Annotated in this window: 18 protein-coding genes; 8 read left to right on the top strand and 10 right to left on the bottom strand. The window is 48.3% G+C overall.

Going from position 1 to position 21,911, the window contains the following annotated elements:
* Positions 1-226 precede the first annotated feature (226 nt).
* The gene (locus AC5JLB_RS11090; RefSeq protein WP_495873892.1) at positions 227-805 is read left to right on the top strand and encodes an S-layer homology domain-containing protein; all 579 of its coding nucleotides are present in this window, start codon (positions 227-229) and stop codon (positions 803-805) included.
* A 128-nt stretch (positions 806-933) separates the two neighbouring features.
* Here the strand turns inward: AC5JLB_RS11090 and fumC are convergent, their stop codons facing one another.
* Complete coding sequence (gene fumC, locus AC5JLB_RS11085; protein WP_495873891.1) at positions 934-2,340, bottom strand: class II fumarate hydratase; 1,407 nt, start codon at positions 2,338-2,340, stop codon at positions 934-936.
* 213 nt (positions 2,341-2,553) lie between these two features.
* Here fumC and AC5JLB_RS11080 point away from each other — a divergent pair, with 213 nt between their 5' ends.
* Both AC5JLB_RS11080 and AC5JLB_RS11075 read left to right on the top strand, forming a co-directional pair.
* Positions 2,554-3,549, top strand: coding sequence for an ABC transporter substrate-binding protein (locus tag AC5JLB_RS11080; RefSeq protein WP_495873890.1), 996 nt, complete (start codon positions 2,554-2,556; stop codon positions 3,547-3,549).
* Between the two features lie 157 nt (positions 3,550-3,706).
* Positions 3,707-5,431 carry a sensor histidine kinase gene (locus tag AC5JLB_RS11075; protein WP_495873889.1) on the top strand — a complete coding sequence of 575 codons (1,725 nt, stop codon included), beginning with the start codon at positions 3,707-3,709 and terminating at the stop codon, positions 5,429-5,431.
* Positions 5,432-5,455: 24 nt separating this feature from the next.
* On the opposite strand, the gene AC5JLB_RS11070 is transcribed toward AC5JLB_RS11075, so the two are convergent.
* Positions 5,456-7,558 carry a S8 family serine peptidase gene (locus AC5JLB_RS11070; RefSeq protein WP_495873888.1) on the bottom strand — a complete coding sequence of 701 codons (2,103 nt, stop codon included), beginning with the start codon at positions 7,556-7,558 and terminating at the stop codon, positions 5,456-5,458.
* Between the two features lie 649 nt (positions 7,559-8,207).
* On the opposite strand from AC5JLB_RS11070, the gene AC5JLB_RS11065 reads away from it, so the two are divergent.
* Positions 8,208-8,822 (top strand): hypothetical protein, encoded by a 615-nt coding sequence (locus AC5JLB_RS11065; RefSeq protein ID WP_495873887.1) that lies wholly within the window; start codon positions 8,208-8,210, stop codon positions 8,820-8,822.
* A gap of 100 nt (positions 8,823-8,922) precedes the next feature.
* Here the strand turns inward: AC5JLB_RS11065 and rsgA are convergent, their stop codons facing one another.
* The 5 genes from rsgA to grpE all read right to left on the bottom strand — a co-directional run bounded on the left by rsgA (position 8,923) and on the right by grpE (position 14,431).
* Positions 8,923-10,047, bottom strand: a complete 1,125-nt coding sequence (rsgA, locus tag AC5JLB_RS11060) for a small ribosomal subunit biogenesis GTPase RsgA (protein ID WP_495873886.1) — start codon at positions 10,045-10,047, stop codon at positions 8,923-8,925.
* A 20-nt stretch (positions 10,048-10,067) separates the two neighbouring features.
* Complete coding sequence (locus AC5JLB_RS11055; protein WP_495873885.1) at positions 10,068-10,307, bottom strand: sulfurtransferase TusA family protein; 240 nt, start codon at positions 10,305-10,307, stop codon at positions 10,068-10,070.
* Positions 10,304-11,428, bottom strand: a complete 1,125-nt coding sequence (gene dnaJ / locus AC5JLB_RS11050) for a molecular chaperone DnaJ (RefSeq protein ID WP_495873884.1) — start codon at positions 11,426-11,428, stop codon at positions 10,304-10,306. Before dnaJ ends, AC5JLB_RS11055 begins: the two co-directional genes overlap by 4 nt.
* Positions 11,429-11,536: 108 nt before the next feature.
* Positions 11,537-13,477: a molecular chaperone DnaK gene (dnaK, locus tag AC5JLB_RS11045; RefSeq protein WP_495873883.1), complete on the bottom strand. Its 1,941-nt coding sequence runs from the start codon at positions 13,475-13,477 to the stop codon at positions 11,537-11,539.
* A gap of 234 nt (positions 13,478-13,711) precedes the next feature.
* Positions 13,712-14,431, bottom strand: a complete 720-nt coding sequence (gene grpE / locus AC5JLB_RS11040) for a nucleotide exchange factor GrpE (RefSeq protein ID WP_495873882.1) — start codon at positions 14,429-14,431, stop codon at positions 13,712-13,714.
* A gap of 319 nt (positions 14,432-14,750) precedes the next feature.
* Between grpE and AC5JLB_RS11035 the strand changes: the two genes are divergently transcribed.
* The 4 genes from AC5JLB_RS11035 to AC5JLB_RS11020 all read left to right on the top strand — a co-directional run bounded on the left by AC5JLB_RS11035 (position 14,751) and on the right by AC5JLB_RS11020 (position 20,258).
* The gene (locus AC5JLB_RS11035) at positions 14,751-16,748 is read left to right on the top strand and encodes a GspE/PulE family protein (RefSeq protein WP_495873881.1); all 1,998 of its coding nucleotides are present in this window, start codon (positions 14,751-14,753) and stop codon (positions 16,746-16,748) included.
* 258 nt (positions 16,749-17,006) lie between these two features.
* Positions 17,007-18,113, top strand: a complete 1,107-nt coding sequence (locus tag AC5JLB_RS11030) for a type IV pilus twitching motility protein PilT (RefSeq protein ID WP_495873880.1) — start codon at positions 17,007-17,009, stop codon at positions 18,111-18,113.
* A 201-nt stretch (positions 18,114-18,314) separates the two neighbouring features.
* Positions 18,315-19,532 carry a type II secretion system F family protein gene (locus AC5JLB_RS11025; RefSeq protein ID WP_495873879.1) on the top strand — a complete coding sequence of 406 codons (1,218 nt, stop codon included), beginning with the start codon at positions 18,315-18,317 and terminating at the stop codon, positions 19,530-19,532.
* A 153-nt stretch (positions 19,533-19,685) separates the two neighbouring features.
* The gene (locus tag AC5JLB_RS11020) at positions 19,686-20,258 is read left to right on the top strand and encodes a hypothetical protein (RefSeq protein ID WP_495873878.1); all 573 of its coding nucleotides are present in this window, start codon (positions 19,686-19,688) and stop codon (positions 20,256-20,258) included.
* Between the two features lie 195 nt (positions 20,259-20,453).
* Here the strand turns inward: AC5JLB_RS11020 and AC5JLB_RS11015 are convergent, their stop codons facing one another.
* The 3 genes from AC5JLB_RS11015 to AC5JLB_RS11005 are packed head-to-tail and all read right to left on the bottom strand — an operon-like array spanning position 20,454 to position 21,559.
* Positions 20,454-20,921: a ferredoxin gene (locus AC5JLB_RS11015; RefSeq protein WP_495873877.1), complete on the bottom strand. Its 468-nt coding sequence runs from the start codon at positions 20,919-20,921 to the stop codon at positions 20,454-20,456.
* On the bottom strand, positions 20,921-21,307 hold the full coding sequence (locus tag AC5JLB_RS11010; protein WP_495873876.1) for a DUF1257 domain-containing protein: 387 nt from the start codon (positions 21,305-21,307) through the stop codon (positions 20,921-20,923). The genes AC5JLB_RS11015 and AC5JLB_RS11010 overlap by 1 nt, the downstream gene beginning before the upstream one ends.
* 39 nt (positions 21,308-21,346) lie before the next feature.
* Entirely contained in the window at positions 21,347-21,559 is a 213-nt protein-coding gene (locus AC5JLB_RS11005; RefSeq protein WP_495873875.1) for a DUF2997 domain-containing protein, read from the bottom strand.
* Positions 21,560-21,911: the final 352 nt, after the last annotated feature.

Here is a 21,911-nt window from a genome sequence, read left to right as displayed (position 1 = left end):
GAAGCGATTCCTCGGAGTACCAATCTCTGAGGAATCGCTTTTTTTATATCGCTGCATCAATATTACCCACATGGGTAATCCCGAAAATCTGGAATGGCAACGCATAACCCTGAATCCTATAACAACACAGGATAGAACGGCAAAACGGTTAGTACACAACGGTTTCATCTAATCTAACTCCGTTCTATCTCTTGCAGAACACCGCATTCCATCAAGGAGTATTTACATGTTTTCAGATATCAAAGGTCACTGGGCAGTTGCGTTGATCGATTCCTTGGCTCAAGACGGAAAAGTGAGCGGAGATGGCAACAACCTCTTCAACCCCGACAAGTTTATGACAAGAGCAGAATTTAGCGCTTTGATTGTTCGCGTATTCAATCCTGCTCCTACACGTCCCGCCATTGTGTTCTCGGACGTTCCGGCAAATCATTGGGCGTTTAAGGCAATTCGCCAAGCGTACCAAGCGGGTTACTTATCGGGGTTCCCCAACAGCACGTTTAAGCCGAATGAATCGATTTCTCGCCAAGACGCGATCACGTCGTTAGCGTCCCGCAACACAGGCATTGGCACACCAAATCTTGCCTTGCTCAATAGATACATTGATGCGGCTAAAGTGAGTGACTACGCGAGACCCGGAATCGCACGGGCAACCCAGCGAGGCTGGATTCTCAACTACCCTAACTTAGAAGCGCTCAATCCAAAGCTGCCCGCTACCCGTGCAGAAGTTGCTGGAATGATTCGCCTGATTACCAGTGATCAGTACAATTCCATCTACGCGGTGCGAAACCTGTTCGCGATCGCATAAGAAATAAATAGGTTTGCTAAACTACTGCTTCTCTGCCCCTCTTGCAATCATATAAAGAGGGGCTTTTTTAGTGATTTCAGATCTCGCATCCGTCTAATTGGCGGCGGATTGCTTGCAACTGCATGAGTCTACTGTGGGCTAGTCATATTTTCTGGACGCACGATCGCATCAAATTCTTCTGCGCTGAGAAAGCCGAGCGCGATGCACGCTGCTTTTAATGTAGTTCCTTCCTGGTGCGCTTTCTTGGCAACTTGAGCGGCGCGATCGTAGCCAATTCGTGGGTTTAATGCCGTCACTAACATCAATGAATTTTCAAGAAAATGTTGAATCTGCTCACGATTCGGTTCAATGCCAACGACCATATGATCGGTGAACGAAGAACAAGCATCAGAAAGAATGCGAACAGAATGTAAAAGATTATGAATAAGAACAGGTTTAAATACGTTGAGTTCAAAGTTTCCTTGAGTGCCAGCGATTGCGATCGCGGCATCATTTCCCAACACTTGCACACAGACCATTGTCATCGCTTCGCACTGAGTTGGATTCACCTTTCCCGGCATGATCGAGGATCCGGGTTCGTTAGCAGGCAAAACCAGTTCGCCCAAACCGCAGCGCGGCCCTGAACCCATCCAGCGCAAATCATTAGCGATCTTCATTAAGGCGCAGGCGAGGGTTTTGATTGCACCACTTGTTGCCACGATCGCATCGTGCGCTGCCAGCGCTGCAAACTTATTGGGGGCGCTGACAAACGGTAATCCTGTTAGAGTCGCAATTTCAGCCGCTGTTCGTTCTGCAAATTCGGGATGAGTATTGAGTCCGGTTCCTACGGCTGTACCCCCGATCGCCAGTTCATACAATCCTGACAGACTTGCCTCAATTCGGTCTAATGCTTGATCGAGTTGAGCAACGTAGCCTGAGAATTCTTGTCCTAACGTTAGTGGAACAGCATCCATCAAATGAGTCCGACCAATTTTAATAATCGTTTCAAACTCAGTTGATTTCTGATGTAACGCATCACGCAGCTTCTTGATCATCGGAATCAGTCGGTGATGAATCGCTTCAACGGATGCAATATGCATCGCTGTTGGAAACGTATCGTTAGATGATTGAGACATATTGACGTGATCATTCGGATGAATCGGTTCTTTACTGCCGATCACACCACCCGCGATCGCGATCGCTCGATTAGAAATTACCTCATTGGCGTTCATATTGGTTTGAGTTCCGCTTCCCGTCTGCCATACGCTTAACGGAAACTGATCGTCTAATTTACCTGCGATCACTTCATCTGCCGCTTGAATCAACACCGTTGCTTTATCTGGGGGTAATTTTCCGAGGGCTTGATTCACCGTGGCTGCCGCTCTTTTAAGGATGCCAAAGGCGCGAATCAATTCGGTCGGCATTATGTCCTGACCAATTGCAAAATAGAGCAGCGATCGCTGCGTTTGTGCGCCCCAATAAGCCTGCGATGGAACTGCGATCGCGCCCATGCTATCCGTCTCGGTGCGAGTAGCATTGAGTGATTCATCCTGCATATTTGTCTCCCTAATCATCAAGCACTCTGAGAATAACAGAAGGCATGATCTAACGTGATGTCAGAGGTTTTGAAGTCAAGGTTTTGAAGTCAAGGTTTTGAAGCTAAAGCTCTAAAGCCAAGGAGTGAGCAAATCCTTTCTAGAAGAACGCTTATGTGAATTCCTTGGAACACTCCGGGCACTCTGACACAGTACCTTGTGTTCCAGGTTGTTATGAAACGTCATCGCTTTGGATCAAACTGGATTGCTCGCCCTTCAACGTTTACACCATTGGCGCTGATTGCCTGTCTGCTGTCGATTTTGATCAGTTGCGCTCAACAACCTGAAACTCCCATTCGCCTCGGAGTAAACGTATGGCCTGGTTTTGAGCCTTTATTCTTAGCCAGAGAGCTTGGCTACTACCAAGGGCAATCGATCGAACTACGCGACTATCCATCTTCAACAGAAGTCAGTCAAGCGCTCCGCAACGGTGAACTCGACGTAGCAGCACTCACGATGGATGAAGCGCTGTCCTTAGCGGAGACAAACCCAGATATTCAAGTTGTCCTCGTGACTGACTTCTCTAACGGCGGGGATGTTTTCTTAGCAAAACCAGAGATTCAAACCTTAAACGATCTTAAAGGCAAGAAAGTTGGAGTTGAATCTAGCGCACTAGGCGGATATATGTTGGCGCGATCGCTCGATAAGTTGGGGCTGGCGCTCGACACTCTCAAGATTTCAAGCTTAGGCGTTTCCGAACACGAACAAGCCTATAAGCAAAACGTAGTCGATGCGGTGATCACCTTCGAGCCTGTGCGCTCAAATTTGATCAAAGCGGGAGCCAAAGTCCTATTCGATAGTTCTCAAATTCCAGGTGAAATCATTGATGTCTTAGTCACCCGCAAAGAAGTCCTTGTCGATCGCGATCGCACAATGAAAGCGCTGATCGCAGGTTGGTTCCGCGCTCTAGACTATCAGCAACAACAGCCCCAAGATGCCGCCCTCAAAATGGCGCAACGCCAACAAATTACACCTGAGCAATTCATAGAGTCGCTCAAATTACTGAGCATTCCCGATCGCCAAACCAACATCAAGCTGCTCAGCAAGACCGACTCTTCTTTGGTAGAAAACACGAAACGTTTGGGTCAAGTCATGCTGAAAAACAAGCTGCTAAAACAGATTGCGCCCATTGATCAACTGCTTAGCGATCAGTTAGTAAAGGCAAGTTAAAAGAACTTCTGCCTAACGCGAGGCTCCAGATCAGATCCCAGATTTTAGTAGAGCCAAACGCGACCTACATGATGTATGTTCCATCATTCTGTCCATAAAGCAGAACGAAGGGATCAAACTAGCACAACATCTCGGCTGGATTGAATGATCAATTTCTATGAAAGCATTTCCCCTGCCTCTGCGGTTAACGATTCCAATCACGCTCTTGCTGGTGGGATGTGTTGCAGGAGGGTTCTCTTTGTATCGCCAAGTTTCAATTTCTCATGAGCGGGCAGAAGACTACTTAACCCAACGGGCGAAACAAACTGCCACTGCAACGGCTCAACTCCTAGAGTATGTCTACCGTAGAGCAGAGGTTAAAGAGGAAAAGTCTGAGGGGGCTTCTTTGCTCATTAGCCGTCTCACTGGAGATGATAATCTTAAACTGATCACGTTGTGTGATGAATTTGATCGAGTTCAAAATTCTAATCGTTACGAACTCCGCAACCGATTGCTACAAGATACACCTTTAGCAGACACCGCTTCTGTTGTAGCCCAAGTGCGCCAACAGCGAGCGGGAAAAGTTGCTCTCAACCGCGATCGCACGAGTATTACGGCAGTCTATCCAGTGCTGCTGCCACCCAAGCCAGGGCAACTCCGCTCAGACAACATTGGCGTACTTCTAATAAACTATGATTTAGCGCAATTGGAACAGCGTGCGATCGTAGATGCTCAACAACAGTCGGTGCAGCTCATTGGCGTGCTGGTCTTGTTATGCATTCTCATTGGACTTCTGTTTGATCAGATCGTCACGCGACGGGCAAGGCAACTGGTCTTAGGCAGCAATCGGCTCGCCCAAGGAGAACTGACTACCCGAGTTAAACTGCAAGGCTCAGATGAATTGGCGCAAATTTCTGGTGCATTCGATCGCATGGCAGGACAAATTCAGCACAATACCGAAGCGCTGCAATTCTCAGAAATCCAACTGAAACATCAAGCAGAACAACTTGAAACAACACTGCGAGAATTGAATCAAATGCAAGCGCAACTGATTCAAACTGAAAAAATGTCAGGATTAGGGCAAATGGTCGCTGGAATTGCCCATGAAATCAACAATCCGGTTGGATTTATTCACGGTAATCTCAATCATGTTCGTCAGTACGCCGGGGACTTACTGAATCTCGTCGAATTGTATCAACACCATGTTTCCGATCCGCCAACGGTCATTCGCGCCAAAATTGAGGAAATTGACCTAGAGTTTCTGACTGAAGATTTCAGTAAGGTTCTTCAATCGATGGAGATTGGCACGCAGCGGATTCGTGAGATTGTTCTCAGTCTACGGAATTTCTCGCGGCTAGATGAAGCAGAGTATAAACAAGCAGATGTCCATGAAGGAATTGATAGTACGCTACTCATTCTTCAGCATCGGCTCAAATCTAAAAAAGATAACGGTCACACCATTGAACTCATAAAAGAGTATGGCGAACTGCCAAAGATTGAGTGCTATCCGGGACAACTCAATCAGGTCTTTATGAATCTTTTGACAAATGCGATCGATGCGCTAGAAGACGCTATTCTCAACACTGAGCAGCCTGCGTCCCCTCAAATTACAATCCGAACAACTCGCCTCGATACCGAGTGGATCAGAATCTCGATCACAGACAATGGATCTGGCATTCCTGAATCGGTTAAAGCAAAACTGTTTGACCCATTTTTCACAACAAAATCCATCGGAAAAGGAACGGGCTTAGGACTCTCGATTAGCTATCAAATTGTCAACGAACGCCACCAAGGTAAGCTGTACTGCAACTCTACACTAGGACAGGGTACAGAGTTTGTTATCGAAGTTCCGGTGCGCCACGGTGCGGTTCGTTCCAAGCAAACAATCGCCGTTCACTCGTGATCGAGCCGCTTTATTAGAATTAGCTCACACGCCCAACGTCAGTTTCCAGAAATTGAGGGTTCCGGTATCGTTTGCGATCGCATCAACAACTCGCAGCTGCCAGCGTCCTCCAGCGCTTTGTCCTAACAATCGTCTCAGTGTCGGTGTCGTCTGCACGGTGTAGACCGCTTGTAGTTGAGTTCTTCGTCCCAATGTCCGGCCTTGCAACAAAACGACCGTTCCTACTGGAGAGATTAAGCTGACTTCAATATCTCCAAGGTAAGTGTGATCGATTCCTACACTGATTTGAATGTCCCGGATGGTTGCCGAATCATTGATTTGAAGAACGCTAATCAACCCGCCAGCATTATTATCGGGAATGGCAGTTGGAGTTAAAACTTGGGCTGAAACCGAGCGGGTTGGCGACAGTGGTGATCGTCGTTGCACTGCCGCTTGAACGGCTTTTGCAGCGTTCACCTTACCATACCCAAACCAATCACAGCGACCATTTGATTCGTATGTTCCTTTGCGTAACCCTAACTGTGGATCAGCATCCGTATCAATAATTTTATCTGCTGTTTGCTGCAAGATTTGTCGAACGTCCTGCGCGGTTAACTCTGGATTGGCAGAAAGCACTAACGCCGCGACTCCCGCCACGAGCGGACAGGCACTGGATGTTCCGCCAAAACCAGAGGTAAAGTTAGTGCGATCGTAGCCTCTATCCTCAACGCGATCGGCTGTAAACACGCCTAATCCCCGCAGGGGAACCCGAATTTGCGGCGGTGTGTAAACGTACCCTAAATTCGGCAATCCTAACCCTGGAGCCGCATTATTGCTGGGCGCACAGACCGAAATCTCCGCGCCCCAATTGCTATATGCCGCTTTTTTATTCAAACTGGTGCAAGCAGAAACAGCAATCACGTCAGGATGTGCGGTAAAGCCGCCCAACCACTTTGTGGCTCCGCTAATCGCGTTGTTCTGCCAACCGGATTCATTCACAGTTCCATTCGTCGGACGGTTGGCGTTACCAGCGGCGAAGACGATCACGCAGCCTTTTCCGTCTCGTCCGGCGGTGGCAGCCCGAGTAATTGCCGCTTTTTGTCTCAAAGACGGCGGATAGTAAACCGCGCTCGGACCCCAACTACACGAAATGACAGACGCACCCCGATCGACTGCCCAACCGAACAATTCCTCGATCGTCTCATCATCCAAAAAACCAGTTGTGCGAATCGGCATCAAGGCGCACTCAGGAGCCGCCCCAACGACGCCATAGCCGTTTTCTTCTGCCACGGCAACGCCTGCGCAAGCCGTACCGTGGTCTTCATTTGTTTCATCAGGAGTGGGTAGAAAATCTTTTCCCTTAAAGTCTCGCGGCGCAACAATTTTGCCGAGTCCCTGGAAATCGGGGTGATTGAGATCAACGCCATCGTCCATAATTGCCACCGCGATCGCGCGACTGCCCCGCGTCATTTCCCAGGCTTGTTCTGCAAACACATGAGACCCGGAAGCCAAATCAGAGCCGCCGCTGTGATTGAGATACCATTGCTTTGAATACAGAGAATCTTGGGGGCGATAGTGCGATTGCTGACGGACAATAATATTCGGCTCGGCGGTGAGAATGCCTTGCCGCGTAATCAGGCGATTGGTGAGCTTGACCGGATTTTCGGTGGCGCTAGAGGTGAGTTGAAAGACAAAAGTATTCGGAATACTAGGAATAGGTTTGACTTGCTCTAAACCAAATTCTTGTGCGATCGCTGCGACCGTGTCGGCGCTGACTTGAGGCGCAAATTGAATCGTAATCTGATTGGTCAGATACACCTGAGATCCGGGATTATCTTTGAATTGATAAATATGGCTTGCATAATTCACCTGATCCAAAGCACGAATCTCTTGCATCACCTGAGCTGATTGCCCTGGATCGACCCTAAATTCTGTCAATTTGGGCGGAGCTATTCCCACCTTTCGTTCTGCCGGAAAATGGTTTGCCAAATCCCAAGCGGCTTCCTTTGAGGTCGCATTTACAGCAAAGCGATCGTCTATTTTTTCGAGTAATAGTTCTTCGCCTCCTCGCTGAAGGATGCTACCTCGATTTTCGGCTGAAATCTTGGCATTTCCTGCTCCATTCTCTGGCGTCGGCTGATTGGTCATAGCAATTCTCTAGATAGCGGTCTATGGCTCAGCGTCCTACGTACACGCTCCCACCAGTTTAGTCTGCACAAGAGTGTTTGATTTTCAACAGCTATCTCTCCTTCACGGTTTTTAACTAACTGTTGAACAAATCTTGAATAAATTCCTTTCGAGCGATTGAGGAAGCGATCAGAAGGGACGCACAAAACTAAACTCCAACTCAACAAAGCTGTTTTGCGATCGTTGCTATCACAATCCAAATAATTAACAGCGATCGCACCGTTCTTAGAATGCCAAACCAAAATTTTGCTCAGCAAAAACCGCTCGATCTTCTAGCAATGCATTGAAAATCGAAGACCGTATGATGAATAGATTTATTGGTGCTTATTATTGACAGTCACAACATTCTATTTGTTCCCGATTGTACGATTGAGAGTTGAAAACAGCTAAGAGTCAAAGCTGCCAGGCGATGCAAGTTAGAGAATGATCTACAAATACGGTAGATGTTTGATACTTCAATCGTGCTGAAATCAAAACTTTGAATTTGTGTTTGAAGAAAGAATTAGCTCTTTAGTTTGGTAAGATTAACGATTCAATTTCAGAAGTGTTTTAGCTAGTGATAAGATACCTGAAGTTTAATTACCCACTACTGAAATACGGTCTAGTTTTCATGATTGATTCTGGAACTGTTCGTCACCTTCGTACTTCAGGCTTGATTGCACTTTCAATCCTGAGTCTGGTGCTAACTCAGTCTGTTAGCGCCCAAACGCCGAAACTGCCGTCGGGTGCGAATCAGGCACAACCGATCGATCCCAATGACCCTAGTGGTTCGCGTCCTCTGTCGCAAACAGACAGTCTTTTAAGCTTGCAGGGCGGGCAACGCCTAATGAGCGATGCCGAGCGAGCGGTTTCTGCCCAAAACTACCCGTTAGCGTTGAAGAAACTGCAAGATGCTCGTCAAGTCTACAATCAGTTGTCTAACTTCTACCAAGAACTAGCCACTAGCTTTTCTGGAATTGATATTCGGGTGGCAGACAGCCAGCGCAAGAAAGCGCTAGAAACGGCTCAAATGCGGGATCAGGCGACCTACCAATTGGCATTAGTGCATCGTGCCATGAACCAACCGGAATTAGCAGTTCCGCTACTTGTTCAAATCATCCGAAGTCAGCAACCAACGCGCGATTTGGGCAAGAAATCCTATCAGCAGTTGCTTGAATTAGGCTTTGTGGACGTGCAATATCCGCGTACCGCCGAGCAGCCATCTACTCCTTCAGCAAATAAATAAAAGCAGAATGGGATGTTGTAAAATATCCCATTTTCTCTATACCTCTTGAATTCTTTCTACCCTCTTGACCCTAGAGGGCTTTAGCTGATTTAGGACAGATTCAGTCTTCGTTGTCTTCGTTCTCCATCAGGCTTTGCATGTCATCGGTTAGTTTTTGAAGAGACTGTTGCTGCGATCGCCGCGACTCCTGACGATACTTTTTGGGGTCTAATCGCGCTTCATACTGGGTTCCCTTGCGTTTAGTCTTAAGCTTCAGCACCTCATCGCGATCGCTCTGTTGGTTCAGATTGGTTTGATACGCGATCGCGTCATCTAAAAAATCTAGGTAATGTTCATAGCGCTCCCACTCTCCGCGCACGACGCATCCCGGCTCGTCGCGATGCCAGCAATCGTTAAACTGACAGGTCGCCTCGGCTAATTTGTGCCTGATTTCCGGAAAGTAACCCGCCAGATCTTGCGGCGCAACAAACAGATCCGGTTGATTAAATCCGGGGGTGTCGGCAAGGAGACCGCCCATTGGCAGTTCAAACAATTCAACGTGTCGAGTTGTGTGGCGACCCCGAGCCAGTTTTCCAGAAACCGCATTCACTCGTAAATCAACGTCAGGAATCAGTTGGTTAATCAAACTAGACTTGCCAACGCCCGACGGACCGGAGGCAACGGTAATCTTCTGGCTCAAGCGCTGAGCCAATTCTGTCACTCCTATCCCTTTGCGGACGCTAATTAAGGTCGCTTCATAGCCCCAGCTAGATAAGCGATCGCGCCACTGCTCTTGCTGAGTCACGGCTGCAAGATCGCTTTTACTGAGGCAGAGACACACCTCTAGCCCAGTCGATTCTGCTTTTACCAGAAATCGACTGAGTTGATAGGGTTCGATTGTGGGTTCGGCAAGCGCAAACACGAGCAGAATTTGGTCAACATTCGCGATTGGAGGGCGATCTAATTCCGATTGCCTCGGTGCGACCTGCGAAATGGCTCCCCGTCCTCCTGCCCAATCAGGTTCTTCGACATAAACGCGATCGCCCACTATTACGCGCTGTCCGATCTTCTTCAAGCGCGTTCGTCGAGTACATAACAGCATCGAACTAGGGGCTGCTTGATCGCTCGCCAGTCGCACCCAATAGTAATTCGCTTGAACAGCTAGAACGGTTCCCTCAAATGGCTCTGAGAGCGGGTGTTGATCCTCAGCAAGAACCTTACTAACGTCTTCTGCCTCAAAACTCATAGATTGACCAGGGGTGAGGCTTAGCAACGCACTTTGATCGCAAAGAACTCTTTGCGATCGTCAATGCTCTCAATCTGATAGCCTTCCATCGTTAAGCTGTCAGGAACTTGCTCGATCGGTTCTCCCGGATCGAGCCACACTTCTAGCAGTGAGCCGGAGGGCATCTGTTCTAGCTTGAGCTTGGTTCGCACAAAATTGATCGGGCAAGGGGTGCCTCGCAAATCCATTTGCGCGTCAGGAGTTGAATTTGAAGTACTCATCCGCCAAATATCTTTCCAATAAAGCCTTCAACACCGCCTTTACCGATGCGATCGCCGCGAATCTTTGCCAATTTCTCAAGCAATTCCCGCTCTTCCGTCCCAACTTTGGTTGGGATATCAACCGACACGGTAATCAGATGATTGCCACGACTGACCGGATTGCCCAACTTAGGAACGCCTTTATTCTCCAATGTTAAAACCGTATTTGGCTGCGTTCCCGCCGGGATTGTCAGTTCTTCTGCCCCGTCTACCGTGTTCACTTCGATGCGAGACCCAAGAATGGCTTGCAAATAACTAATTTTCACATCTGACAGAACGTTGATTCCCTCGCGACGAAACTCAGGATCATCGTTGATGAACAGATACACATACAGATCCCCTGAGGGACCGCTGCGTTGTCCCGCATCGCCTTCACCTGAAACCCGAAGCCGAGTTCCATTATCAACCCCCGCTGGGATTGAGATCTTCAGTTTCTTCGTTTCCTGGCGTTGTCCGTTGCCGCCACACACTTCGCACTTATCTTCAATCACTTGTCCCGTTCCGTTACAGGTCGGACAGACTGAAACTTGAGTAAAACTGCCAAACGGAGTGCGGGTGGCACGGCGAACCTGGCCTGAACCTGTACAGGTCGAACAGGTGCGAGGACGAGTTCCCGGTTTTGCTCCGCTTCCACTACACGTAGTACAGGTCTCTAAGTGACTAATCCGAATTTCTTTTTCGCCCCCAAACACGGCTTCTCGAAAGTCGAGCTTCAGATCGAGCCTCAGATCATCCCCGCGCACCGGGCCACCGCGCCGCCGAGTTTGAGTGCCGGGTGCGCCACCCGAAAAGCCGCTAAAGAAACTTTCAAAGATATCGGCAAAGCCGCCCATATCTCCGAAGTCTTGGAAGCCCGCACCCGCACCAATGCCTGCTTCGCCAAAGCGATCGTACTGAGCACGCGTTTCGGGTTCAGACAGCACCTCATAGGCGCGATTAATTTCTTTAAACCGATCCTCTGCACCCTCTTCTTTATTGACATCGGGGTGATACTTACGAGCTAAGCGACGGTAAGCTTGCTTGAGGTCTTCTTTATCTGCATCTCGCGAAACGCCGAGAATTTCGTAAAAGTCACGAGCCATAGACTGCTGCTAGGTGGGGGTAAGGGGGCTAAAGGTTCGGGAGTTTGGGGTTGAAGGCTCAGTAAACTTTCCCAAACAACCCTATATCTAATACCCTAACATTCTCATTTAATCAACTGCCTCATAATCTGCGGTCACGGTTGCATCTTCTTCAAAGTCGAGATGGGCACGTTCTGCAGATAGAGTTTCGTCATCAAACGCCACTCGTGATTTTGGAGTAGCGGTTGCGCCATCAGACCCGACGCCCTGATACACAGCCGATCCAATCGTAAACAGAGTCTGCTGGAGGGCATCGAGACGGTCTTTCATGTCCTCAATGCTGATTTTTGGATCAGCGATCGCGGCTTTCAGTCCTGCAACTTTTTCGTTTGCCTGCACTTTAAGCTCATTGTTGATGAATTCAGAATTGTCGCGCATTGTGGTCTCGTAACTGTAGAACAGCGTATCGGCCTGATTCTTCAGTTCGACTAGCCGCTTGCGCCGTTCGTCTTCATCGGCATAAAGCTCAGACTCTTGACGCATCCGCTCAATCTCACTGGTGCTCAAACCGCCGGTGTTGCTGATCTCAATGCCTTGAGCGCGTCCAGTTCCTTTGTCCCGAGCCGAAACTTTAAGAATTCCGTTTGCATCGATCTCAAACGACACTTCAATTTGCGGTATCCCCCTCGGCGCAGGCGGAATGCCGGTCAATTGAAACTTGCCAAGACTCTTGTTATCTCTTGCCATCGCCCGCTCACCCTGCAAGGCATGAATTTCAACCGACGTTTGCCCATCCGTTGCGGTTGAGAACACCTGAGTTTTGCTGGTTGGAATCGTGGTATTGCGATCCATGATTCGGGTAAACACCTCTCCCAAGGTCTCGATTCCGAGCGAGAGGGGCGTTACATCTAGTAGCAGCAAGTCTTTGACTTCTCCCCCCAACACACCCGCTTGAATGGCAGCCCCTAATGCCACCGCTTCATCTGGATTGACGGAGCGATCGGGCGTTCTGCCATTAAAAAAGGTTCGCAGCGCGTCTTGAACGGCTGGAATTCGAGTAGAACCGCCTACTAAAATGATGCGATCGATATCTTCGGTTGTTAGGGCGGCGTCTTTCAGGGCCTGTTCCATCGGGTCGAGCGTTGCCTGAATCAACTTGCCCACCAACTCTTCAAATTTGGCGCGAGTCAACTCTGCTTCTAAGTGTTTGGGTCCGGTCTCATCTGCCGTGATAAACGGTAGATTGATGGTAGTACTAAGCGTTCCAGATAGTTCAATTTTGGCTTTCTCTGCTGCCTCTCGCAGCCGTTGCAGTGCCATCTTGTCGCTAGCTAAATTAACGCCTTCCTGCTGCTTGAAAGCGTCACTCATCCACTGTACGAGACACGCATCAAAGTCGTCGCCGCCCAAATGGTTATTTCCGGACGTTGCTTTGACTTCAAAAACCCCGTCTCCTAACTGAAGGATAGAGACATCAAACGTTCCTCCTCCCAAGTCGAACACCAGAACGCACTGATCTTGATCTTGCTTCTCTAATCCATAAGCTAAGGCAGCAGCCGTTGGTTCATTGATGATCCGCAGGACTTCTAAGCCAGCGATCGTTCCAGCATCTTTAGTGGCTTGACGCTGAGCATCGCTAAAGTAAGCTGGAACGGTGATTACCGCTTGCGTCACAGATTCGCCCAAATAGTTTTCAGCGTCCTGCTTCAGCTTTTGCAGTACCATCGCTGAAATTTCTTGAGGCGTGTAGTGGCGTCCTCGAATCTGCACATCAACGGTATCGTCTTTGCCCCTGACACAGTTATAGGGAACCCGTGATCGCTCGATCTCGGTATCTTCCCAACGCCGTCCAATAAAGCGTTTGATACTAAAAACAGTATTCTCTGCATTGGTAACAGCTTGACGCTTGGCAAGCTGACCAACAAGTCGCTCGCCTGCTTTACCAAACCCTACAATACTGGGAGTTGTCCGTCCCCCTTCAGAGTTGGCAATAATAACGGGTTGACCGCCCTCCAAAACAGCAACACAACTGTTGGTCGTGCCTAAGTCGATACCAATGACTTTTCCCATAGCTTGCGGCGATAGAAGATACGCGGGTGAACTGCAATCCGATGTAACGTAAATATCAGCAAATTAGCTATACGTAAGTAAGCTCCGTAAACTAACTGCTTAATCCGAAGGTTCCCCTATTCAGATTTTTCATAACGTTCCCACCGTCAGTGTTCGTTATACTCCGTACCTTCGTGCGTAAAATCACATAAAATCGCCGCATCTCCTCGTAGCCACGCAGAGCGGAGCAGTCATTTAAGCATCAAGTTCTGGCTCGGCCGCTGACGTCTCTTCTGTAGGAGCGGCGACTTTGACCATCGCATGGCGCAACACGCGATCGCCAAGCATGTACCCCCGCACGAGTTCTTCCACCACCATGCCTTCTGCATATTCGTTGGTCGGTTCTCGCATCACGGCTTCATGCAGGTTCGGGTCAAACTCCTTGCCTTCTGCTCGCATGGGAGCGACGCCAATTTTTTTGAGGCGATCCACCATGTCTTTGTAGACACCTTGGTAGCTCTTGTGAATGCCCATTTCTGCATCAGTTTGGGGTTTAATGTGCGATCGCGCCCGCTCAAAGTTATCTACGACCGGCAGCAACTCATTCACGGTGTTGCACTTAATTTGCTGTTCCAGATCTTCTTTCTCTTTTTGAGTGCGTCTCCGAAAATTCTCGAAATCCGCTGCAATTCTCATATATTGGCTATTGCGGTCTTCAGATTGCACTTTGAGAGCTTCTATCTCTCGCTCTTTAGCCGCATAGTTCGAGCGAAGTTCCATAAACGCGGCTTCATAGTCAGTATCATCCGTTTCGACGGAGGCAGCGGTTTCTTGAGATGTGCTTTCAGGCTGAGTCCCAGCAGAAGCATCTGCAGATTCTGTGGTCGTCTCAACCGTGGTTGCTTGAGCCTCATCTAGTCCAGACGCTTCTGGAGAGGGTTGAGTGGAGTCTATTTGCTTTTCTTCCTCGATCATTGTTGCGCTAATCCCCTGTAAACAACGCCAGCTTTGGCTAATCCTTCACTTATCCTAGCGAATTGTCTCAAGTCGCTACTGTCTGATCAAGCCGTTAAGCATCATATCCTGCTGGCAACATTTTGACCTAGTGCAACTCGAAGTCAGGTTGCTTTGTAAAGAGCAGTGCTGCATGGCGCTTCAGGGGTGACACCCATAACCGGACCGTACTACGGAGAGCCTTCTTAAAGTTCTGGTGAATTCAATTCTGCTGGTGAACGAGTCTTTTCAAACCTTTTAGGGAATATTCACCTACGAGGACATCCTTCGTTCATCAGCTATGACTAACTTCTCTTCTCAGCGGCGAGCGCTTGTCGTTCAAAACAATTTTTCTCACTTTGGAAATCAACTGATTCAATCTGGGTATGTCAACAATGAGCAAATGCACCAAGCGCTTATTGATAGTCGGAAGTCAGGAAGACCGCTTACAGCCGTTTTAGAGGCATTAACTGGACAGCAGCTTCCTCCAGATTTGCTACGGCAGTATAAGAAGCAACAACTGTTTGAACTCAAAATCCTATATGGGGTTGAATCGCTCGATCCGGAGATTAATCAAGTTTCTGAGAATCAAGTTGGTCAACTGATTGACAACCTTATTCCGATCGAACTGTGCCGTCGCTATAACCTGGTTCCTCTAGCGCAAGGGGATTCTCAGCCGCCTTTCTTGTTGGTGGCAATGGTTGATCCGGACAATCTTGCCGCCCAAGACGAGTTAAATCGCATCTTGCGTCCAAAAGGCTTGGGGTTGCAGCGACTGGTCATTACTCTGGAAGACTATCAACGGCTAATGTCGAGCTACCTCGACGATCGCATCGCCCGCGATCGCCAGCTAGAGGAGCAGTCGAGAGTCGATGTCAAATCGGATTTAGAGGGGTTAGAAGCTCTCGGAGAAGCAGACGATAGCGATAACGAGGTTGACTTAGATGCCTCTGCCGATGCGGACGCGGCTCCCATTATCGCGTTGGTTAACAAAGTTCTGATCAAAGCCCTTCAGATGGGCGTTTCCGATATTCACGTCGAGCCACAAGAAGAATTTCTCCGCATTCGCTTCCGCAAGGATGGCGTGTTGCGAGAAGCGTTTGATCCCTTTCCCAAGAAGATTATTCCTGCTGTCATTGCCCGCTTCAAAATCATCTCGCAACTTGATATCGCAGAACGCCGAGTGCCGCAAGACGGTCGGATTCGACGCATCTACGACGGTCGCAAGGTCGATTTTCGGGTCAATACTTTGCCGAGTCGCTATGGCGAAAAAGTCGTTCTCCGAATTCTGGATAATTCCTCGACTCAACTGGGTCTTGATAAGCTAATCACCGATCGCGCCTCTCTCGAAACCGTTCAAGACATGGTGAAGCGTCCCTTCGGGCTGATTCTGGTTACAGGTCCTACGGGGTCTGGTAAAACAACGACGCTCTACTCAGCCTTAGCAGAACGCAACGATCCCGGCGTTAATATCAGCACCGCCGAAGACCCGATCGAGTATTCTCTCCCTGGTCTGACTCAGGTGCAGGTGATTCGAGAGAAGGGAATGGATTTCGCGGCGATCTTGAGAGCTTTCCTGCGACAAGATCCGGACGTGATTCTAGTCGGTGAGACACGCGATAAGGAAACGGCTAAAACCGCTATCGAAGCGGCGTTAACCGGACACCTAGTGTTAACCACCTTACACACGAACGATGCGGCGGGTGCGATCGCGCGTCTTGACGAAATGGGGGTTGAACCCTTCATGGTTTCCGGTGCTTTGGTAGGTGTGGTCGCTCAGCGTCTTGTGCGCCGAGTCTGCGATCAGTGCCGCGTGTCCTACACTCCTAGTTCAGAAGAACTGTCTCGATTTGGCTTAACCAGTTCTCGCGACAGTCAGTTAACCCTCTACAAAGCCAACACGCTGCACACCCACGAAATTCAGGAAGCACGGGCGAGGAATCAGCTTTGCGAGAAATGCGCTGGAGTCGGATACAAAGGACGACTAGGCGTCTATGAAGTGATGCGAGTCACCGAACGCTTACAAACCCTAATCAACCAAGGAGCGCCCACCGAGCAAATTAAGGAGGCTGCAGTCGAAGAAGGAATGCAGACCTTGCTTGCCTACAGCATGAATTTAGTTCGTGAAGGACTATCTACGCTAGAGGAAATTGAACGGGTGACCTTTACGGATACAGGTTTAGAAGCTGAACTGAGAGCTAAACGGAAGACCTCACTGACCTGTCGGTGCTGTAGTGCAGAACTCAATCAAGAATGGCTTGATTGTCCCTACTGCATGACGCCTCGCTTTCAAGATTAGCCGCTTCGATAGTTCAAGATCGCACATTACTCCTCCCAACTTAGCAACCTCTATCTGTTTTGAGAGCCTGCGGAGCGATCCTTTGGAGCTTGCGGAGCGATCCTTTGGAGCTTGCAGAGCGATCGCTGGGCAGACTAGGTTCCGAAGTGGCAAATTTCCCATTGCACTGCTTTCAGATTGCACTCTGCGCTAATCGACCAATTCTTCCAAGCAAATTTTTCTAATCCCTATTTTCTAAGCACTAACGGAGTGAGCCGCATGGAATTAATGATTGAAGATTTGATGGAGCAACTCATTGAGATGGGTGGCTCTGACCTACACTTAACCGCTGGATTGCCCCCCTATTTCCGAATTAGCGGACATCTTAAGCCGATCAACGATCAAGCACTGAGTGCTGAAGAATGTCAGCGGCTCATTTTCAGTATGCTAAACAACACGCAGCGTAAAAACTTAGAGCAAAACTGGGAGCTTGACTGTTCTTACGGCGTCCGAGGATTAGCCCGCTTTCGGGTCAATGTGTACAAAGACCGGGGAACCTACGCCGCCTGTCTACGTGCGCTCAGTTCTAAGATTCCTAACTTTGAGAAGTTGGGATTGCCTGATGTCGTGCGGGAAATGGCAGAAAAACCGAGAGGCTTAATTCTGGTTACAGGTCCTACAGGATCTGGTAAGACAACCACTTTAGCGGCAATGATTGATTTGATTAACCGCACCCGTGCAGAGCATATTCTGACCGTTGAAGATCCGATCGAGTTTGTGTATGAACCGATCAAAAGTTTAGTTCACCAGCGCCAGTTGGGAGAAGATACGAAGAGCTTTGCAAACGCTCTGAAAGCCGCTCTGCGGGAAGACCCAGATATTATTCTTGTGGGTGAAATGCGTGACCTAGAAACAATTTCTCTCGCGATTTCTGCGGCTGAAACTGGTCACTTAGTATTTGGAACGCTGCACACCAGTTCTGCGGCTCAAACCGTTGACCGGATGATCGACGTATTTCCGTCTGAACGTCAAACTCAAGTTCGAGTACAGCTTTCTAACTCGCTCGTTGCGGTATTTAGCCAAACGTTGGTTCCGAAGAAAAACCCGAAACCAGGAGAGTACGGTCGAGTGATGGCACAAGAAATGATGATTGTGACGCCTGCCATCTCTAACCTTATTCGAGAAGGCAAGACGGCACAAGTCTACTCTGCGATTCAGACGGGCGGAAAGTTAGGAATGCAGACGTTAGAAAAAGTGTTGGCAGATCTCTACAAGGCTGGAACTATCAGCTTTGAGGCAGCGATGTCTAAAACGTCTCGCCCTGACGAACTCCAACGTCTGATTGGAGGAGCTCCAGCCACTTCTAATGCGGGCGTTAAACGTTAAGTAGATGAAGGATCGGCTTCTAATTAAAGTGTCATTACTCAACAGAAGCCAATTCTCTTCTCGCTCTAGGTATTAAAAATTGCTTTTGCACCGAAATCAAAATGTCGATTCATTCTTTTGTTGTAAGAAAAAGTTTCCCGCAGTAGCGATCGCTACCTAAACATCTTGCTTTCCGTTTCATTCTTCATTCAGAGCTAGACTATGCCTACTTACGTTGCCCGTGTTCGAGATGCCAAAGGAAACGCCAGAAAAGAAAAAGTGACGGCCGAGTCTCTAGGAGATGCAAGAACGGCTCTGCGGGATCAGGGTCTTTTTGTACAGGATCTTCAAGAAAATAAAGGATCTGGTCTGGATCTGAAGAAATTTCAGACTTCAATGGTCAAAGTTTCTGTAAAAGATAAAGCCGTTTTCTCGCGTCAGTTTGCAGTATTGGTCAATGCGGGTGTGGCGATGGTACGAGGATTGGGAGTTCTGTCTGAGCAGTGTACCAATCCCAAATTAAAAGCGGCGCTGATGGACATCAGTAGTGAGGTTCAGCAAGGAACCAATCTCTCTGATGCCATGAGAAAGCACCCCCAATGCTTCGATGGTTTGTATGTCAGCATGGTTCAAGCGGGTGAAACGGGGGGTGTACTGGATGAAGTACTGAACCGACTGGCCAAACTGCTTGAAGATGTAGCGCGGTTACAGAACCAAATTAAGTCAGCCATGACCTATCCAGTGGTAGTTGGGTCGCTGGCGCTGATTATTTTTCTAGCCATGACGATCTTCTTGATTCCTATTTTCGCCGGGATTTTTAAGCAAATTGGAACGGATTTGCCTGCCTTCACTCAAGCGATGCTGAACATCAGCGAGTTCTTGCGGAGTCCAAAAGCCGTCATCATCGTAATTCTGATTCCGATCGTCATGTTTGTCTACAAGCGCTACTACAGCACTCGGGTGGGGCGTGAAACAATGGATCGCTTTTTCTTAAAAATGCCGCTATTTGGCGATTTGATTCAAAAAACAGCAACCGCTCGCTTTTGCCGCACCTTTGGCGCACTGACTCGCTCTGGCGTGCCAATTTTGACGTGTTTGGAAATTGTGCGCGATACGGCTGGAAATCAGGTTGTGGCCAATGCGATCGATGAGGCACGCCGAGAGATTCAAACAGGCGGCATGATCAGCATTGCACTCCAGAAAGAGCAAGTCTTCCCTATGATGGCGATCCAAATGATCAGCATTGGGGAGGAAACAGGAGAAATCGATAAGATGCTGATGAAAGTGGCCGATTTTTATGAAGATGAAGTGGAACAGGCGGTCAAAGCGCTCACGAGCATCATGGAACCAATCATGATTTTAGTCATTGGAATTATGGTAGGTAGCATCCTGCTTGCGATGTATCTGCCGATGTTCAAGGTGTTTGAGAAGCTCGGCTAAGTTAGCCCACTAGTCGAGATGCCACTAAAGTAGTATCTCAATTCTTGCCATTCTCACTAGAGTCAGAAGCACAACGAAGCTAAGACGAGCTTAGTGCTTCTGACTACTTGTATTAAGGGTATTAAGGTTCTAAATCTCAGATTGAATTGAAAAATGACCACTCAAAAAATTCACTACGAGGAACTACTTGCCACGTACAGCCGAGCCCTAGCTGCGATCGCGCTCCTCAAACACTACCGGGCTTACTTGGAAATGTTGCCGAGTATGCGTCGCCCAGAAGAAAGCGTGATTACGATTCCTTTACCGATCGCTCGGATTCGTCATCCAACCGGATCAGCAAATGGAGTGGCCTCTGCAGAATCTACACTGCTGCCGTGTGAACTCGCAATTCTAATGTGTGATCCGGAATGGAAAATTAAAACCGGAAAAGAAATCTTTATTTTCATTCATCGTCCCGACGAGGACTTCTCAGAGTTCCTAGGACGATGGCGACACACGCAAGTTTTGTTGGGTAAGGACTACGAGTGGGTTCTGCCACCGCGCTATCAGCATATTTTGAATGAAGGCGCAGACAAAATCTATCCTCTATTTGTGGTGCTTGAAGAGACGCCAGAGCGAATCTTACGGGGACTGAAAGGAGCGCATTTACCGTTCGTGGCACACGCTTCGGTAACAGATAATCAACCTTCATTAGAACAAGACGTCTCTGTAGAAACGAAGGAATAAGGGGTAGTGGTATAGATCTATGGCTGAACCTGTAGTTATAGGGCGCATCGTTCTTGTAAAAAAGACCCGACCAACGGCGTCTTCACAACACGGCCTGGAAGCTACAGGTCTGCACCACTATCGAACACCGAAATAAAAAAGCTTTAGCAAAGGTTATTTGCTAAAGCTTTTTGAAATAAAATTAAACAATTAGTTTTATTGCTTCCGCTTAGGTGCTAATTTTTGTCGTCGTCGATTAGTGGCAATCATTGCCTGCTCGACCGGAAAGCCAACAACGGGCATAACCTGGTACTTACGATCGTCTTCTAGCTGCTTGAGCTTTGTGTACTCAATCCAGTGAATACAATCAACAGGACAAGTATCGATCGCCTCCTGAATCAATTCTTCGGAGTCGCTGTCTTGACTGATTACACGAGAACGCCCGTAGTCTGGCTCGATATAAAAGGTGTTTCGAGCAACGTGGGCGCAGTGCTTGCAGCCAATACAGACCAATTCATCAACATAGACGCCCTTTTGCCTTAAAAGACCTCCCAACTCAGGCTCCAAACCAGAGCGATCTTGAGCGTCTCTTAAGAAGCCACCCAACTCCGGCTCCAAACCGGTGCGATCGGAGTCAGAATTTGGCTCATCTGCAGAGTTGTACTGTTGGGAGGGGTCAAGCATTATGCACTCCAGCGTTGCAGGACTAAACGAATTGATCCATCTTGATTGGTCTTTTGCTCAGCAACCTGAAAGCCCTTGTGAGAACCTTCATTGACGATCGTGTGGTAAGCATAGCGCTGGGTAACTTTGCTGAGAAAGCGATCAACCGAGCTGCTTTGCTTCCAAAATTGCAAATCGGCGACCAACTCGTACTCATGACCATTCCAGGCAAACCCAACATCGTAGCCGTTGTCTTGTTCGACAACAACTTCGGCAGTCTGGGTCTGTCCGCGATAACCTCGAACATCGCGAGGACCGGTTTTCCAGTCTACGCCTAGATCGTCTAGGGCAGCTTTTAAAGAAGGAAGATTTCGAATTTGGGTTTTAATTTGGCTAAAGTGTGACATGGCAATCGCTACGAAGTTTAACTGCAATCGATCAAAAAACTACCAATCGCTAAAGGTTGCTTGAGTGTTAACGGTTTCAGACTGCTGCACCGGTTGTTGAGCAAAGTATTCAGACGTTGGTTCTTGAGCAATGACTCGACCAAGTTGTGCCTCGATCGCAGCTGTCACCTCTTCGCAAGAGGCTCCAACAATGCCAGTTACTTTCTCCTGAACTCGACCATCTGGATAAATCACAAACTCTAACGTTTCCATGCTGGTTGCCTAGGATAACCTGTTTCTAAAAAACAACAACAGAAACCGGATCGAAGAAAAACGAGCAAAGACCCATTCAGAGTACTGTTCATTTCTCATAAAGCAATCCAGCTGTATCTATTCAAAGCGTCACAGAACTTAGTAATTGATAGGAGTGCGTCTCGACTAACTGTCAGTTTCGCTTAACTTTAAAGGTGAGTCAAGATAGCAGTCCAACGGAAATCTGTTTACATAAATTTGTAATTTTTTGCCTTTCGCTATTCTTCTGTCTGGGGAGTGAGATGCAGCAGTACAGGATCAGTCAGTAATTTTAGATAGGAAAGGCAATTTGAATTACGCACTCAACCTTCTA

The organism is Myxacorys chilensis, assembly GCF_059505265.1.
The sequence above is the reverse complement of the archived record's forward strand: the minus strand, read 5'-3'. Positions and strand labels throughout refer to the sequence as shown.

Bases quoted from the DNA above. Each gene is read 5' to 3' on its own strand.
- AC5JLB_RS11090 (WP_495873892.1), top strand. From the start codon at position 227: ATGTTTTCAGATATCAAAGGTCACTGGGCAGTTGCGTTGATCGATTCC.
- fumC (WP_495873891.1), bottom strand. From the start codon at position 2,340: ATGCAGGATGAATCACTCAATGCTACTCGCACCGAGACGGATAGCATG.
- AC5JLB_RS11080 (WP_495873890.1), top strand. From the start codon at position 2,554: ATGAAACGTCATCGCTTTGGATCAAACTGGATTGCTCGCCCTTCAACG.
- AC5JLB_RS11075 (WP_495873889.1), top strand. From the start codon at position 3,707: ATGAAAGCATTTCCCCTGCCTCTGCGGTTAACGATTCCAATCACGCTC.
- AC5JLB_RS11070 (WP_495873888.1), bottom strand. From the start codon at position 7,558: ATGACCAATCAGCCGACGCCAGAGAATGGAGCAGGAAATGCCAAGATT.
- AC5JLB_RS11065 (WP_495873887.1), top strand. From the start codon at position 8,208: ATGATTGATTCTGGAACTGTTCGTCACCTTCGTACTTCAGGCTTGATT.
- rsgA (WP_495873886.1), bottom strand. From the start codon at position 10,047: ATGAGTTTTGAGGCAGAAGACGTTAGTAAGGTTCTTGCTGAGGATCAA.
- AC5JLB_RS11055 (WP_495873885.1), bottom strand. From the start codon at position 10,307: ATGAGTACTTCAAATTCAACTCCTGACGCGCAAATGGATTTGCGAGGC.
- dnaJ (WP_495873884.1), bottom strand. From the start codon at position 11,428: ATGGCTCGTGACTTTTACGAAATTCTCGGCGTTTCGCGAGATGCAGAT.
- dnaK (WP_495873883.1), bottom strand. From the start codon at position 13,477: ATGGGAAAAGTCATTGGTATCGACTTAGGCACGACCAACAGTTGTGTT.
- grpE (WP_495873882.1), bottom strand. From the start codon at position 14,431: ATGATCGAGGAAGAAAAGCAAATAGACTCCACTCAACCCTCTCCAGAA.
- AC5JLB_RS11035 (WP_495873881.1), top strand. From the start codon at position 14,751: ATGACTAACTTCTCTTCTCAGCGGCGAGCGCTTGTCGTTCAAAACAAT.
- AC5JLB_RS11030 (WP_495873880.1), top strand. From the start codon at position 17,007: ATGGAATTAATGATTGAAGATTTGATGGAGCAACTCATTGAGATGGGT.
- AC5JLB_RS11025 (WP_495873879.1), top strand. From the start codon at position 18,315: ATGCCTACTTACGTTGCCCGTGTTCGAGATGCCAAAGGAAACGCCAGA.
- AC5JLB_RS11020 (WP_495873878.1), top strand. From the start codon at position 19,686: ATGACCACTCAAAAAATTCACTACGAGGAACTACTTGCCACGTACAGC.
- AC5JLB_RS11015 (WP_495873877.1), bottom strand. From the start codon at position 20,921: ATGCTTGACCCCTCCCAACAGTACAACTCTGCAGATGAGCCAAATTCT.
- AC5JLB_RS11010 (WP_495873876.1), bottom strand. From the start codon at position 21,307: ATGTCACACTTTAGCCAAATTAAAACCCAAATTCGAAATCTTCCTTCT.
- AC5JLB_RS11005 (WP_495873875.1), bottom strand. From the start codon at position 21,559: ATGGAAACGTTAGAGTTTGTGATTTATCCAGATGGTCGAGTTCAGGAG.